14 protein-coding genes are annotated in these 13,981 nt (G+C 66.8%); 9 read left to right on the forward strand and 5 right to left on the reverse strand.

Annotation, left to right across the window (positions count from 1 at the left end; genetic code table 11):
- Positions 1–41: 41 nt before the first annotated feature.
- Positions 42–1,355, reverse strand: coding sequence for a leucine-rich repeat-containing protein kinase family protein (locus tag PVZ78_RS10430; RefSeq protein WP_273828649.1), 1,314 nt, complete (start codon positions 1,353–1,355; stop codon positions 42–44).
- 93 nt (positions 1,356–1,448) lie between these two features.
- On the reverse strand, positions 1,449–2,594 hold the full coding sequence (gene zapE / locus PVZ78_RS10435; RefSeq protein WP_273828650.1) for a cell division protein ZapE: 1,146 nt from the start codon (positions 2,592–2,594) through the stop codon (positions 1,449–1,451).
- A 309-nt stretch (positions 2,595–2,903) separates the two neighbouring features.
- Here zapE and PVZ78_RS10440 point away from each other — a divergent pair, with 309 nt between their 5' ends.
- From PVZ78_RS10440 to PVZ78_RS10470, 7 genes are all read left to right on the forward strand, one after another.
- Positions 2,904–3,404, forward strand: coding sequence for a Csu type fimbrial protein (locus tag PVZ78_RS10440; RefSeq protein WP_443218355.1), 501 nt, complete (start codon positions 2,904–2,906; stop codon positions 3,402–3,404).
- 100 nt (positions 3,405–3,504) lie between these two features.
- Positions 3,505–4,044 carry a Csu type fimbrial protein gene (locus PVZ78_RS10445; RefSeq protein WP_009049833.1) on the forward strand — a complete coding sequence of 180 codons (540 nt, stop codon included), beginning with the start codon at positions 3,505–3,507 and terminating at the stop codon, positions 4,042–4,044.
- 20 nt (positions 4,045–4,064) lie between these two features.
- Positions 4,065–4,598 carry a Csu type fimbrial protein gene (locus PVZ78_RS10450; protein WP_009049832.1) on the forward strand — a complete coding sequence of 178 codons (534 nt, stop codon included), beginning with the start codon at positions 4,065–4,067 and terminating at the stop codon, positions 4,596–4,598.
- Positions 4,599–4,602: 4 nt separating this feature from the next.
- Complete coding sequence (locus tag PVZ78_RS10455) at positions 4,603–5,103, forward strand: Csu type fimbrial protein (protein WP_009049831.1); 501 nt, start codon at positions 4,603–4,605, stop codon at positions 5,101–5,103.
- Positions 5,104–5,130: 27 nt separating this feature from the next.
- Positions 5,131–5,922: a fimbrial biogenesis chaperone gene (locus PVZ78_RS10460; RefSeq protein ID WP_028682799.1), complete on the forward strand. Its 792-nt coding sequence runs from the start codon at positions 5,131–5,133 to the stop codon at positions 5,920–5,922.
- A 115-nt stretch (positions 5,923–6,037) separates the two neighbouring features.
- Positions 6,038–8,395 carry a fimbria/pilus outer membrane usher protein gene (locus PVZ78_RS10465; RefSeq protein ID WP_273828652.1) on the forward strand — a complete coding sequence of 786 codons (2,358 nt, stop codon included), beginning with the start codon at positions 6,038–6,040 and terminating at the stop codon, positions 8,393–8,395.
- A gap of 32 nt (positions 8,396–8,427) precedes the next feature.
- Complete coding sequence (locus PVZ78_RS10470) at positions 8,428–9,417, forward strand: Csu type fimbrial protein (protein WP_038633673.1); 990 nt, start codon at positions 8,428–8,430, stop codon at positions 9,415–9,417.
- Between the two features lie 216 nt (positions 9,418–9,633).
- Here PVZ78_RS10470 and PVZ78_RS10475 read toward each other — a convergent pair whose 3' ends face one another.
- Complete coding sequence (locus PVZ78_RS10475; RefSeq protein WP_009049827.1) at positions 9,634–10,389, reverse strand: anti-sigma factor family protein; 756 nt, start codon at positions 10,387–10,389, stop codon at positions 9,634–9,636.
- The gene (locus PVZ78_RS10480) at positions 10,386–10,892 is read right to left on the reverse strand and encodes an RNA polymerase sigma factor (RefSeq protein WP_009044629.1); all 507 of its coding nucleotides are present in this window, start codon (positions 10,890–10,892) and stop codon (positions 10,386–10,388) included. Before PVZ78_RS10480 ends, PVZ78_RS10475 begins: the two co-directional genes overlap by 4 nt.
- Positions 10,893–11,073: 181 nt before the next feature.
- On the opposite strand from PVZ78_RS10480, the gene PVZ78_RS10485 reads away from it, so the two are divergent.
- Both PVZ78_RS10485 and PVZ78_RS10490 read left to right on the forward strand, forming a co-directional pair.
- Positions 11,074–12,159, forward strand: a complete 1,086-nt coding sequence (locus PVZ78_RS10485; RefSeq protein WP_101282842.1) for a catalase family peroxidase — start codon at positions 11,074–11,076, stop codon at positions 12,157–12,159.
- Positions 12,156–12,695, forward strand: coding sequence for a cytochrome b (locus PVZ78_RS10490; protein ID WP_273828653.1), 540 nt, complete (start codon positions 12,156–12,158; stop codon positions 12,693–12,695). Before PVZ78_RS10485 ends, PVZ78_RS10490 begins: the two co-directional genes overlap by 4 nt.
- A gap of 38 nt (positions 12,696–12,733) precedes the next feature.
- On the opposite strand, the gene PVZ78_RS10495 is transcribed toward PVZ78_RS10490, so the two are convergent.
- A complete protein-coding gene (locus PVZ78_RS10495; RefSeq protein WP_273828654.1) occupies positions 12,734–13,945 on the reverse strand; it encodes an MFS transporter in 1,212 nt (403 codons plus the stop codon).
- Positions 13,946–13,981 lie beyond the last annotated feature (36 nt).

The following is a 13,981-nucleotide window of genomic DNA, read 5'->3' on the forward strand; positions in this document are numbered from 1 at the left end:
CCGGCAAGCTCCAGCAGGAGCGAGCTGGCTGGCGATGCTCTTCAAATCCCCCGCAACACGTCCCCGACTTCAGCAAACCCCGGCCGCGCCAGCACCTGCGGCTGACAGCAGTCGCTGACCAGCGCTTGCAGGCGTTCGTGCTGCCGCGGGCTCAGGCCCGACTCGATCCTTGCCAGCAACTCCTCCAGCAGAATGCCGAAGGCCCGTACTTCGATGCGTTGCAGCGCCCGGGTTTCCTCGGTGTCGGCCAGCGCATGGAAGGACGCCGCGCCAAAATCCCCCAGCAGGCACTCGCCCTCCGGGTTCCACAGAATGTTATGGCCGTACAGGTCGCCGTGGGTGATGCCCTGGCGGTGCAGGTGCGCGCCGACCGAAGCGATGCTGCGGGCCATGCGCAAGGCCGCGTCGGCGCTGAAACGGCTGCTCTCGTCGTAGATGTCGCGGGTGCAGGAGGCCAGGCTCGGCAAGGCCGCCAGGTTGCGGTAGCTCGGCTCGATCAACTGCATCACCAGGCCGTTCTGCCCTTGGGGATGATCGCTGATCCGGCCTTCGACCCGGATCAGGTTCGGGTGCCGGCCGGCGCTGATGCAGGCGTTCATTTCATGCAGCGGCGAGCCGTCGCTGGTCATGCTGCCCTTGTACAGCTTGACCGCCACCTCGACTGACGCTTGTCCGGGGCGCTGCCAGCGGGCCTGGTGAATCACCCCGGAGGCGCCTTCGCCCAGGCGCTGCTGCAACTCCAGCTCGGCCCAGGGAATCTGCGCCACTGACTCCAGCGCCGCCGCGTCGGCCTCGGATTCCAGCGGGTTGCCGGCATAGGCCAGCCAGGTCAGGCATGGCAGGCCCAGCAGGAAGGCCGGCAATGCGCTGAGGCGGTTGGCGGCGATGCGGATCAGCTCCAGCCGGTGGCATTGGCCGAGGCTCTGGGGCAGCCGGGTCAGGCGGTTGCCGGAGAGCATCAGCTTTTGCAGGTGCGGGCGCTGGCCCAGCTCGTCCGGCAGCTCCTCGATGCGGTTGTCGGTGAGGATCAGCCAGCGCAACAGGGGCGGCAGGGCGGCGGCGGGCACCCGTTCGATCCGGTTGGCCTTGAAACCGACCATGCTCAGTTGCGCGCACTGGCCGACGCAGGCCGGCATTTGCGTGAAGTGGTTATCGGAGCAGAACAGCACCTGCAGGCGGGTCAGGCGGTGCAGGTCGTCCGGCAGGCTGCTCAGGGCGTTGCCGCTGAGGTTGAGCACTTCCAGCGAGTCCGCCAGGTCGAAGATCTCCCGGGGGAATTCGGTCAGCCCGCAAGACAGGTCCAGACGCTTGAGCCCGGCCAATTGACCGGCTCGCAGTTGGGCAAGGGTATCCATGAACAGATTCGACACTCAGGCAGGAGGAGGGCGCGTGGCCCTGGAAATGGCCGCCATGATAGCGGCGCGGGGCGGCGGGTGGCGACCGCCGGTTCAGGGTAGTGGCGTATCCGCGGCGATTTCCTGCAACTGGCCCAGGCGGCTGCGGGTGCGCGCCAGGTCGATGGCGTTGCCGCCCAAGCTCTCGCGCAGGGAGCGTTCGCCGATCAGGGTCAGGTGTTTGTCCTGGTCGTACAGCACGTCGATCAGGTTGATAAAGCGCTGCTGCACGGCAATCGGGCATTCGCCCAGTTCGGGCAGCTCGTCGATGATCCAGTGGTCGAAACGCCGGCTCAGCTCCAGGTAGTCCATGACCGCGGTCGGCTGTTCGCACAGGTCACTGAAGGCAAAACCCACGCGGTGTTGTTCGCACAACCGCACCTGGAGCTGGCGCGCGCCGACCATCAGCGCCGAGGTCGGGCTGTTGCGTGGTGGCAGGCCCAGGCTCTGGCGCTGCTGCTCGCTGCCGGGCCACAGGTAACGGCCCTGGGTGAATACCTGCTGCGAATGGCTGCGGGGCTGGCTGCGATAGTCGTGGGGACCGCCGACCTCCATCACCTGCATGCGGCTGGCGATCAGGTCGATCACCGGCTTGAAGCGCGCATGGTAGAGCGGGTTGGGCAGCAAACCCTGGGGGGCGTAGTTGGAGGTCACCAGCAGCAGGATGCCGCGCTGGAACAGGGCCTTGAACAGCCGCGTGATCAGCATCGCGTCGCCGATGTCGTGGACGTGGAACTCGTCGAAGCACAGCACCCGGCAATGGCTGAGCAGTTCGTCGAGGGTGGCCTCCAGGGCGTCGGGCTGCTCACGGTGACGGAACATGCCCTGATGCAGTTGGGCGAAGAAATCGTGGAAGTGCAGGCGCTGTTTTTCCGCCAGCGGGATGGCGCGGAAGAAGCCGTCCAGCAGCCAGCTTTTGCCCCGTCCCACCGCGCCATAAAGATACAGGCTGCGGCTGGCGTTTGGCCTGGCGTCTGGCTGGAGCAGGGCGTTGGCCTGCTGGGCCATGTAGTCGATCACCCGCTGCTGGCTGTGGCTCAGGGTGTAGCCCTGGTCGTGGGCCTTGTGCCGGAAATACTCGTGAATCACCCGGCCGTGGCTGGTGCTGGCGGCGGGTCGGGCGAAGGCCTTGCCGAAGAACGCGCGCAGCCTGGGCCAGCGCGATGGGCGTAGCGAGCGGTTTGGCGGTAAAGCGGCCAATGGTGTCACCCCGATTGTTCCAGGCCCGCTCCCCCCCTGGAACCGGCGCGGTAATTTAACCAATCCCCGGCCCGGCATCCAGCGCTGTCTGAAGGCACCGATTGGTTCTACGAAAAGCTCGGGTCGGTACAGCTTTTTGCCCGTGTCACTGTGTTCGACCACGGTGCACCGGGCGCTCAGGGGGCGGATTTATTGGCACGCGGCTTGCCCCCCGACGCTGGCGATTTCCCCAGCGCTGACTAACCTGAGCTGTACCTATCGTTCCTCAAAAGGATTGAGGCGTTGAATGGCAAGCTGGTTTTCGCAGTCATGAGCATGCTGCTTGGCGCGACGGCATGGGCCGCGGAGCTCCAGGTGGAGGTCCGGGTCAACGTGCAGCGTGGCTGCCAGCTGGTGGGGCAGCAGCGCGATGCCGGCATCGAGCAACTGGGCGTGCTGGATTTCGGCAGCAGCCCGCGCCTCGACAACCCCGCCGGTCCCCTCAGCGCGGCGTTGCTCGACGCCCGCCTGCCCAGGCTCGAATGCAACCCGGACACCCCTTATCAATTGCGCGTCGACGGCGGACAACACGGAGGCGTCGGCGAAGTGCGTTACCTGGCCAGCAGGGCCGAACACAGCAAGCCTATTCCCTATCGCCTGTACCAGGACGCGGCCCGGCGCATTCCTCTGCCGGTGAACGTGCCGGTGAGCGGCCGGGTGCCGGACTCGGGTTCGGTGGAGCTGCCGTTGTACGGGCGGATCGAACCGCTGGCCGAGATCCCGCGGGTCAGTCGTTATTCCGACCTGCTGAAAGTGACGGTTACCTGGTAGTGACCGTGAAGGAGCCGTCCGGTGGGTCCGGGCGGTACAGGGAAGTCGCTCGCCATGAGCGGTCAAGGGAGAGTCCTGATGGATCTGGGATGGATGCGGTATGACAAGTAGACGCTGGGCGCTGGCGGCCCTGGGTTCCCTGCTACTGCTGGCTGAGCACGCGCAAGCGGCGATCAGCGGGCAGATCCATGCGCGGCTGACCATCATCGCCGGCTGTGAAGTGACCAATGGCGCCACCAGCACCCCCGAAAGCCCGCTCAGCGACTTCGGCCTGCTGGATTTCGGCCAGCACGGCCCGACCTGGGCCAATCCCCTGAATGCCAGCCTCAGCGGCGCTGGCAATGGCCACCTGGAAGTCGCCTGCAACCCTTCGGTGACCGGGTTCACCGTGACCATCGACGGCGGCCTGAACGGCGACGGCAGCACCCGGCGCCTGAGCAATGGCCGCCAGACCATTGCCTATCGGCTGTTCCTCGATGCGTCCGGCAGCGACAGCTACAGCATCGGTCAACAACACAATTTCGCCGTTACCAGTGGAGCCCAGGTACCGATCCCGGTGTTTGGCTCGGTGGTCGCGAATACCCGCGCGCTGCCGGCAGGGGTCTACACCGACACCCTGACGGTCACGCTGGATTGGTAAACCCCAAGAGGACGAATGTCATGCATATGTTTGTATCCCGGATGGCCCTGGCCCTGCTTGGCCTCGCGATCTTCTCCAGTGCCCAGGCCGCGACGGTCACCGGCCAGATCACGTCCAGCCTGATTCTCACCAGCAGTTGCCAGGTCAACGGCGCAGGCGGCAGCAGCGGCCTGAACTTCGGCGCCCTGAACTTCGGCACCACCGACAGCCTGTTCACCCAGGCCACGGCCCAGGTGCTCGGTGGCGGCGGCGGGGCCTTGTCGATCCTCTGCTCCAGCGGCACCAGCCCGGTGGTGAAGGTCCGCGCGGGCGCCCATGACGGTGAGTCCGCCGGCGGTACCCGGGCCCTGGCCGATGGCAGCGGCAACTTCGTGCCTTACGACTTGTACACCGACTCCGGCCACTCGCAGCTCCTGGCCATCGACGATGTCATCAACCTGGCCACCAGCACCGGTGTGGCGCAGACCGTCAATATCTACGGCAAGGCGCTTGGCAAGGCCGGCCTGCCGGCGGGGACCTACACCGATACCGTCGCCGTCGAACTGACCTTCTGACGCCATGGCCCGTCACGCCTGCGCGGCGCTGGTGCTGTTCGGTGCCAGCAGCCTGCCGCTGCCCCTGGCAGCGGTGACCAGCCAGAGCTTCCAGGTCAGCGCCACGGTGGTCGCCGGGTGCCTGGTGGTGGGCGGGGTGAGCAATTACGGCAGCCTGGACTTCGGCAGCCAGTCGGCGTTATCCACCAGCACGTTGCAGGTCGCCCTGGCGAGCAGCGTGCAGCTGCAATGCACACCGGGGGTGACCCTGAACATGAGTGTCGACGGCGGCCAGTACAACAGCAGCGGACGGCACATGCAGCTCGATGGCGGCAGTGCGCGGGTGGCTTATCAGCTGTTTCGCGACGCCGCGTTCAGCCAGAGCCTGGGCATTGGCCAGAGCGTGGCGGTGGCCTACAGCGACGCGAACGACATCAGCCTGCCGATCTACGGCCAGGTGCAATTACCGGGTAACCAGCCTGGGGGGACGTACAGCGATGTGCTGCAGGTGCAGCTGTCGTGGTGATGGGGCAAGACCATAAGGAGTAGCAGCATGTATTCGACTTCCCGGCGCTTGCAGGCCATTCGTTGTGCCGTGCTGGCCATGGCGTTGCTGGGGGCGGCCCAGGCAAGCGCCGCCAGCTCGGTGCTGATCTGGCCGATCGACCCGGTACTGGAGGCCGACCAGCAAGCCAGCGCCTTGTGGCTGGAAAACCGCGGCACGGAAACCGCCAACCTGCAGATCCGGGTCTTTGCCTGGAGCCAGAGCGGCTTCGAGGACCAGTACCAGAACCAGCGGGAGGTGATCGGCAGCCCGCCGGTGGCGAAGATCGCGCCCGGGCAGAAGCAACTGGTACGCCTGACCCGGACCCGCGAAGTCCCGCCCGGCCAGGAGCTGGCCTACCGCATCATCATCGATGAAATCCCCTCGGCCCAGCCGCCGATTGCCGAAGGCGAGGGCAAGACGGCGGCGGCCATCCGGTTCCAGATGCGCTATTCGGTGCCGCTGTTCGCCTACGGTGCCGGGCTCTGGAGCAAGGAAGACAGCACCCGCCAGCGCGACCCGAAAAGCGCCGGCGTGCCCGAGCTGAGCTGGCGCAAGGTGGCGGTGGATGGGCGCAATTACGTGGAGGTGCGCAACCAGGGCGCGGTGCATGCGCGCCTGACCGACGTGGCGTTCAAGCAGGCGGGGCAGACCCGGCCCCTGGTGGAAGGGCTGCTGGGCTACGTGCTGCCGGGGGCGATCATGCGCTGGCCGTTGCCCGCTGCGCCGACCACGGACGCGGTGCTGCAGGTGCGGGTCAATGGCGCGCCGCAGGTGCAGAGCGTTGCGCCGGCCCGCTAAAGCCGCTTGCCGCCGCGGACAGGCGGGGTTGCAGAGCTGCCGCTCGGGCTGACCGGTAACGGGAACCACGGCTGACCATGGAAGAAAGGTCTCCATCGATGGACGAAAAGCCACAATGAGCCTCGGCGCAGCTCGTCGTTTCTGGCGCCCGGGGTGGGCGGCGAGCGGGCTGTGTTGCTGGGTGTTCGCCTCCGCCAGCCTGGGGGGCGAACTGCCGCCGCCGCCCAGCGGCATGGAAGCGATCAGCGATGCCCAGCTGTTCCTGGAACTGGTGGTCAATCAGATGAATACCGGGCGAGTGATCGCTGTCGAGCAACGTGCCGGACGCCTGTTCGTGCCGGCCCAGGCCCTGCGGGAAAGCGGGATGAAATTGCCCGAAGGGCTCGATGCGCAGGTCGCCCTCGACAGCCTGCGAGGGCTGCACAGCGACTACGACAGCCAGGGCCAGCGCCTGTTGCTGGAGGTGCCGCCGGACTGGCTGCCGGAGCAACGGATCGGCAGCCGCCAGGCCTATCCACGAACCCCGGCGCTGAGCAGTTTCGGCGCCTTGCTCAATTACGATCTGTACCTCAACGACACCGACGATGCCGGCACCTACCTGGCCGCCTGGAACGAGGTGCGGCTGTTCGACAGCTGGGGCACCCTGTCCAACACCGGCCAGTACCGGCGGACCTTTTCCGGCCTCGGCGAGGGCACGCTGAACAACGGCTACCGCCGCTACGACACGACCTGGCGTTACTCCGACGACGAACGCCTGCTGACCTACGAGGCCGGCGACCTGGTCAGCGGCGCCTTGCCCTGGAGCAACGCGGTGCGCCTGGGCGGCGTGCAACTGTCCCGCGACTTTGCCGTGCGCCCGGATCTGGTGACCTACCCCTTGCCGCAGTTCGCCGGGGAGGCGGCGGTGCCGTCCTCGGTGGACCTGTTTATCAACGGCTACAAGTCCAGCAGCGCCGACCTGCAGCCGGGGCCCTACACCCTGACCAATATCCCGTTCATCAACGGTGCCGGCGAAGCGGTGGTGGTGACCACCGATGCCCTGGGGCGACAGGTGTCCACCACCGTGCCGTTCTATGTCACCAGCAGCCTGCTGCAACAAGGCCTGAGCGATTTCTCGGTGGCCGCCGGGACCCTGCGCCGCGACTACACGCTAAAGGATTTCAGCTATGGCCCAGGCGTCACCTCCGGCAGCCTGCGCTACGGTCTGAGCGATAACCTGACCCTGGAAGGCCATGCCGAAGCTGCAGAGTCCCTGACCCTCGGCGGCTTCGGCGGCAACCTGCGCCTGGGCAATTTCGGCGTGCTCAACAGCGCCATCAGCCAGAGCCGCTTCGACGGCCAGGGCGGGCAGCAGATCAGCCTCGGTTATCAGTACAGCAGCCAACGCTACAGCCTCTCCTACCAGCGCATGCAGCGCCGCGACGGCTATGCCGACCTGACGCTGGTGGATAGCCCCTACGCCAGCCTCAGCCAGCGCAGCGAACAGCTGACCCTGAGCCTCAACCTCGAGCGCTACGGCAGCCTCGGCGCCGGCTATTTCGATGTGCGCGCCGCGGACGATTCGCGCACCCGCCTGCTCAACCTGACCTGGAGCAAGCCGCTGTGGCGCAGCAGCAGTTTCTACCTGTCGGCCAACCGCGAGATCGGCGACAGCAACTGGGCGGTCCAGGCCCAACTGGTGATTCCGTTCGACCTCCACGGCAGCCTCAGCCTGAGCAGCGAACGCAGCAAGGACGGGCAGAACCGGCAGCGGGTCAACTACAGCCGGGCGGTGCCCAGCGAGGGCGGCTTCGGCTTCAATCTCGGATATGCCCAGGGCGATGCGCCGGCCTACCGCCAGGCCGACCTGACCTGGCGTTTGCAGTCGGTGCAATTGCAGGCCGGGGTCTATGGTTCCAGCGAGGCGCAAACCCGCTGGGCCGATGCCAGCGGTTCGCTGGTGTGGATGGACCGCCAGGTGTTCGCCGCCAACCGCATCGACGATGCCTTCGTGGTGGTCAGCACCGACGGCTACCGGGATATTCCGGTGCGCTACGAAAACCAGCTGGTAGGAAGCACCGATAAGAATGGCCATCTGCTGGTGCCCTGGAGCAGCGCCTATTACCGCGGCAAATACGAGATCGACCCGCTGAACCTGCCGGCCAACGTGCAGAGCCCGCTGGTCGAACAGCGGGTCGCGGTGCGTCGTGGCAGCGGTTACCTGGTGGAGTTCCCCTTGACCCGCATCCTCGCCGCCAGCCTGGTCCTGGTGGATGCCCGGCACCATGAGCTGCCCTTGGGCAGCCTGGTGACCCACGAGCAGAGCGGCGCCCAGACGGTGGTGGGCTGGGACGGCCTGGTGTACCTGGAAAACCTGGCGCCGAACAACAACCTGCGGGTCAGCCTCACCGACGGCAGCAGCTGCCAGGTGAGCTTTGCCCTGGAGCCGGAGCAGGAACAGGTGCCGTTGATTGGGCCGCTGGTGTGTCAGTGAGGATGCATGAACGGAATCGGGAGTCAGTGAACATGGACAGGTTGCGTCGTTTTTGGGGGCGGGGGTTGTTGCTGCTGGCGCTGCTGTTGCCAGGGGCGGCCCAGGCCCTGTGCTCGGTGGTCAGTACCTCGCCGGCGAGTTTCGGCACCCTCAGTTCGATCCTGGTGCGCACCACCTCGCAACCTGCTTCCAGCACCAACGCCGGCCTGGCCTGCACCGGCTCGTTGGCGACCCTGATGGCCAGCAACGACCATTTCTACGCCACCATCACCTCCTCGCAGAGCGGGCTGCTGGGCCCCACCGGCGATGTCATCGGCTACACGATCTACGGCGACAACAGCACCAATTACCCCATCACCCGCGGCGTGCAGTTCGACTTCGCGCGCAACTCCATCGTCGACGCCCTGGGGCTGCTGGGCAGCCCGACCGTGGCCAAGGCCATACCGATCTACCTGGGCAGCATCACCGGCAGCAACGTCGCCGCCGGCATCTACACCGAGACCCTGAGCATTGCCTGGAGCTGGAACTACTGCGCGGGGATCGGTGCGCTGGGCGCATGCCTGGGGCGCGATATCGGCAGCGGCGTCGCCAGCCTGACGGTCAACCTGACGGTGGCCAACGACTGCGTGATCACCGCGCCCAACATCAGCTTCGGCAGCGCGCCGGTGATCAGCGCCTTCGCCACTGTCAGCGGGCAGACCATCAACCTCGCCTGTACCAAGGGCAGTGCCTACACCGTGGGCCTGGACGATGGCCAGCAGCCCGTCAGCGTCGGCGGGCGGCGGCGGATGATCTCGGGGGGCAACTACCTGGCCTACGACATCTTCAAAAGCGCCGGCACCACCCGCTGGGGCAGCGTGGGCGCGGCGCGGCGGGCCAGTTCCGACGCCGAGGTGAACCCCGGCAACGGCTTGGGCACCGGCAGCCAGGTGTTCAACTACAACGCCCGGATCTACACCGACCAGGCCACGCCGCCGGCGGGGACCTATATCGACAATGTGGTGCTGGATGTGGGGTTTTAAAGGGGGGAGTGACCCTATTGTGCTAGTCGCAGGTGTTTGTGGCGTGGCGCAGATCCTGCGGCTGCTTCGCTGCCGATCGCAGCCTACGGCAGCGGCTACAGGAGAAGGTGATGGCCCAGATGACGGGGTCGAGGTAGCCGCTGCCGCAGGCTGCGATAGGTCCGAAGGACCTCTGGCGGTCTCAAGGCCGGCCCACGGGGATGCGGCTGCCATGGGTCAGAACTTCTGGGTATCCTGCAGCCGCTGCGCCACCGCCGAACCGCTGGGGCTGACCATGGCGTAGTTGTAGCCGCTGTCGGACCAGTAGTCGGCCTGCAGTTCGCCATCGCTGCGGCTGCCCCGGGGCAGCAGGTAGTTCTTCGGTCCCGGCGGGCGGATATAGAAACTGATCCTGTGCCCACCCTGGTCCTCGTACAGCACCATCGCCGCCGGTCCTTGATCGGTGCTCAGCAAACGCCCGCTGACCGCCTGGAACCCGGCCTCGCGCAGGTCCGGCAGGCGCTCGGCCTGGGTGAAGTAGCGATCGAGCCAGGCCTGCATGGCGCCGTTGCCCCGGACTTCGAGGTCGGCCGGGAGGACGCCTTGCTGGGCGAACAGGCGATAGGCCTGCAGGGCGTCGGTCATTGGCAGCGGCAGAGCACTGGCCAGGGTCATTTCCCGCGCCTGCCAGCCACTCAGGCCGCCGACGCCGAGGGCGATCAACAGCAGCGCGGCGCTGGCCAGGTGGCGGCGCGACTGGCGCTTGAGGCGCTGGCGAATCAGCGCCGGGTCGAGGTTGGGGTTGACCGGTTGCTGCAGAGCGCCGCCGAGGGCCGCGCGCAGCTGCTGGGCGTCCTGCTGCCAGGCCTGGACCTGGGCGGCGAGCTGCGGGTGGCTGCTCAGGTAGGTCTCCAGCAGGCGCCGGTCGCTCTCGCTGAGCTGATGGTCGACGTAGGCGTGCAGATCGCGTTCGCTGGGGGGCAGGCTGATCATTTGAGTATCCGCAAAGAAGGGCTGCTGATTTCGCCGTCGCTGAGCTGGCGCAGGGCCTGGCGCGCCCGGGACAGGCGGGACATCACGGTGCCGGTGGGCACGTCGAGGATAGTGGCGACTTCCTTGTAGCTCAGGCCTTCCACCGAGACCCAGAGCAACAGCGCGCGCTGTTCGGCGGGCAGGCGGTCGAAGGCTTCCAGGGTCGATTGCGCGACCACGCTGCGTTCCACCGAAGGCTGGGCGTCGTCGCGCCCGGTGAAGAATTCCAGCATGCGCGCATAACGCCGTGAGCGGCGGTGCGCGTCGAGAAACTGGCGGTAGAGAATGGCGAACAGCCAGGCCCGCAGATCGCCCTCGGGGCGTTTTTCGCCCCAGCTCGACAGCGCCCGTTCCAGGCTCGCTTGCACCAGGTCGTCGGCGCTGCTGGGCTGACGGCTCAGGGACAGGGCGAAACGCCGCAACCGGGGGATGATTTCACGCAGCTGTTCGTCGATATCGTTCATGGGTTCCTGCGGATCGTTGGCCAGTCGCTACGCTTGCAACAGCGTGCTTGCAACAGCCAGACGCCTGGTCGTGCAGGTTATTCCAGTGCTCGGAAAATAAATATCGGCGACGGGAATAAAGCTTGCCGGGGTACGTCTGACCTGTCCTTTCCACCTGTGGCCCGCGGCCCTGGAGATATTCATGGTAGATCGTCCATCACCCCCTGATCGTCCGCCCTTGAGCGCGGCCAGCCTGAGCCTGCGTCTGGGCGGGATCGCCCTGGTGGTCGCGGCCCTGGCCGGCGCCATGGCTTATGTAAACGGCACTTTCGATCCGCAGCGCCTGACCCCCAAGGCCCTGGTGGATGTGCTGGAGAAAAACAACGGCGTACATCCGGGCTTCCGTCGCAACCACGCCAAGGGTGTGTGCGTGGTCGGTTATTTCGAGAGCAGCGGCGAAGCCCGCAGCTATTCCAGCGCCCAGGTGTTCAACGAAGCGCGGACCCCGGTGGTCGGGCGTTTCGCCTTGCCCCCCGGCAACCCCTATGCACCTGACGGCAGTGTGCCGATCCGCAGCCTGGCGCTGCGTTTCACTCAGGCCAACGGCCAGCAATGGCGCACCGGGATGAACAGCATGCCGGTGTTCCCGGTGGGCACCCCCGAAGCGTTTTACCAGTTGCAGCAGGCCAGTGCGCCAGACCCGGCGACCGGCAAGCCGAACCCGGCCAGCGTGCCGGCGTTTTTCGCCGCCCACCCGGAAGCCATGCCGTTCCTGCAATGGATCAAAAGCGCCAAGCCCTCGGCCAGCTACGCCACCGAAACCTACAACGGCATCAACGCGTTTTACCTGGTGAGCGCCACCGGGCAACGCCAGGCGGTGCGCTGGGGCGTGGTGCCGCTGACCCAGGACGCGCCCGGCGCGGTGGTGCCTGAGGGTAACGACTTCCTGGAAAAAGACCTGGTGCAGCGCCTGGCCGCGGGGCCGTTGCGCTGGCGCTTGAGCATCACCCTGGCCAACCCGGGCGACCCGACCGACGATGCCAGCAAGGCCTGGCCCAGCGAGCGCAAGGTGCTGAATGCCGGGACCCTGGTGCTGGAGCGCAGCCAGCCGCAGAACGAGGGCGAATGCCGCGACATCAACTACGACCCGCTGGTGCTGCCGAGTGGCATTGCCGCCTCCGACGACCCGCTGCTGGCGGCCCGTTCGGCGGCCTACGCCAGTTCCTATCTGCGCCGCACCAGTGAAGTCGATCAATTGCCCCATGCTGCCCAGGAGTCCCGCCCATGAGCGCCCAACCGAATCATTTCGCGCCACTGGCGCGCCTGCTGCACTGGCTGATGGCGCTGATGATCATCGGCATGCTGTTTATCGGCGCCGGCATGGTGGCCTCGGTGTCCGAGCGCCATGAGTGGTTGATCCACCTGCACAAGCCGCTGGGCATTGCCATTCTGCTGCTGGTGATCGTGCGCCTGGTCGTGCGCTTTTCCACCCGGCAACCGCCACTGCCGGCGGACCTGCCGGGCTGGCAGGCGTTGGCGGCCAAGGCCTCCCATGTGCTGCTGTACGCGCTGATGCTGATCCTGCCGCTGCTGGGCTGGGCGATGATTTCGGCGGCGGGTGATCCGGTGATGCTTGGCAGTTCGCTGCAGCTGCCGTCGCTCCTGCCGGCCAATGCCCCGCTGTTCGCCTGGTTGCGCAAGGCCCACGGCTTTCTCGCCTACCTGCTGTTCCTGACGGTGCTGCTGCATCTGGCGGCGGCGCTGTTCCATGGCTGGGTGCGCCGCGACGGGGTGCTGGAAAGCATGCTGCGCGGCAAGGACTGAGAGCAGGGCGGTGCGCTCAAGAGCCCTGGCAATGTGTTTCAACCGGCACACACCGGTGCTTTGCGCGGGTTCAGGCTCCACCGCCAGTACAGCAGCGCCACGCCATTGATCGTGGCGCCCAGCAGGCACACCCCGGTCCAGCCCGCCCAGGCGTACATAGCGGTGGCGCCGATCGAGCCGCTGGCGCTGCCGATCGAATAGAACAGCATGTAGCCCGCGGCCAGGCGGCTCTGGGCCTCGGGGCGGGTGCTGTAGATCAGGCTCTGGCTGGTGACATGCACCGCCTGCAAACCCAGGTCGAAGACGATCACCCCCAGCAGCAGGGCCCAGAGCGACGATTGGGTGTAGGCGATCGGCCACCAGGAGGCCAGCATCAGGCTCAGCGCCAGGCCGCTGGTCCATTGTCCCAGGCCACGGTCGGCCAAGCGTCCGGCACGCGAGGCGCCCAGGGCTCCGGCCGCCCCGGCGAGGCCGAACAGGCCGATCTCGGTGTGCGACAGCGACAGCGGCGGGGCGCTCAGGGGCAGCACCAGCGGGGTCCATAACACGGTGCCGGCACCGAAGATCAGCATCGCCAGCACCGCTCGGTCGCGCAGGACCTTTTCTTCGCGGAACAGACCGAACAGCGAACGGATCAGTTGGCCGTAGCTGTGCATTGCCGCCGGTTGCTCGACCTTGGGCAGCACCCGCCACAACAGCAGCGCCATCAGCAGGGTCAGCCCGGCCGACAGCAGGTACACCGAACGCCAGCCGGCCAGGTCGGCCATGGTTCCCGAGACCGTGCGCGCCAACAGGATCCCGAGCACGATGCCGCTGGTCACGCTACCCACCACCTGGCCACGTTCGCCTGGCGCGGCCAGGTTGGCGGCATAGGCCACCAGCACCTGGGTCACCACCGCGAGCAGCCCGGTCAGGGCCATGCCCAGCAACAGCCAAGTGCTGTCCGCCGCCAGCGCCACCATCAACAGGGCCACGACCGACAAGCTCGTCTGGCCGACGATCAGGCGCCGGCGGTTCAGCAGGTCGCCCAGCGGCACCAGGAACAGCAGGCCGAGACCGTAGCCGACCTGGGTCAGGGTGATGACCAGGCCGATGGTCGCTCGCGGCATGTCCAGGCTGTGGGCCATGGCATCGAGCAGGGGTTGGGCGTAATAGACATTGCCCACCGCCAGCCCGCAGGCAATGGCAAAGAGCAGCACCACCGACGCCGGAATGGTGGCGGATGGCAAAGGGGCGATTGCGGCTGTCATGCTCGGCTCCGTGAGTTCTGGTTGCTTTATGAAACC

This window comes from Pseudomonas sp. SBT1-2, assembly GCF_028640875.1.
GTDB lineage: Bacteria > Pseudomonadota > Gammaproteobacteria > Pseudomonadales > Pseudomonadaceae > Aquipseudomonas > Aquipseudomonas chlororaphis_I.

What these genes read in the sequence shown, in the direction of transcription:
- PVZ78_RS10430 (WP_273828649.1), bottom strand. Translation starts at nt 1,355, where the DNA reads ATGGATACCCTTGCCCAACTGCGAGCCGGTCAATTGGCCGGGCTCAAG.
- PVZ78_RS10440 (WP_443218355.1), top strand. Translation starts at nt 2,904, where the DNA reads ATGAGCATGCTGCTTGGCGCGACGGCATGGGCCGCGGAGCTCCAGGTG.
- PVZ78_RS10445 (WP_009049833.1), top strand. Translation starts at nt 3,505, where the DNA reads ATGACAAGTAGACGCTGGGCGCTGGCGGCCCTGGGTTCCCTGCTACTG.
- PVZ78_RS10450 (WP_009049832.1), top strand. Translation starts at nt 4,065, where the DNA reads ATGCATATGTTTGTATCCCGGATGGCCCTGGCCCTGCTTGGCCTCGCG.
- PVZ78_RS10455 (WP_009049831.1), top strand. Translation starts at nt 4,603, where the DNA reads ATGGCCCGTCACGCCTGCGCGGCGCTGGTGCTGTTCGGTGCCAGCAGC.
- PVZ78_RS10460 (WP_028682799.1), top strand. Translation starts at nt 5,131, where the DNA reads ATGTATTCGACTTCCCGGCGCTTGCAGGCCATTCGTTGTGCCGTGCTG.
- PVZ78_RS10465 (WP_273828652.1), top strand. Translation starts at nt 6,038, where the DNA reads ATGAGCCTCGGCGCAGCTCGTCGTTTCTGGCGCCCGGGGTGGGCGGCG.
- PVZ78_RS10470 (WP_038633673.1), top strand. Translation starts at nt 8,428, where the DNA reads ATGGACAGGTTGCGTCGTTTTTGGGGGCGGGGGTTGTTGCTGCTGGCG.
- PVZ78_RS10475 (WP_009049827.1), bottom strand. Translation starts at nt 10,389, where the DNA reads ATGATCAGCCTGCCCCCCAGCGAACGCGATCTGCACGCCTACGTCGAC.
- PVZ78_RS10480 (WP_009044629.1), bottom strand. Translation starts at nt 10,892, where the DNA reads ATGAACGATATCGACGAACAGCTGCGTGAAATCATCCCCCGGTTGCGG.
- PVZ78_RS10485 (WP_101282842.1), top strand. Translation starts at nt 11,074, where the DNA reads ATGGTAGATCGTCCATCACCCCCTGATCGTCCGCCCTTGAGCGCGGCC.
- PVZ78_RS10490 (WP_273828653.1), top strand. Translation starts at nt 12,156, where the DNA reads ATGAGCGCCCAACCGAATCATTTCGCGCCACTGGCGCGCCTGCTGCAC.
- PVZ78_RS10495 (WP_273828654.1), bottom strand. Translation starts at nt 13,945, where the DNA reads ATGACAGCCGCAATCGCCCCTTTGCCATCCGCCACCATTCCGGCGTCG.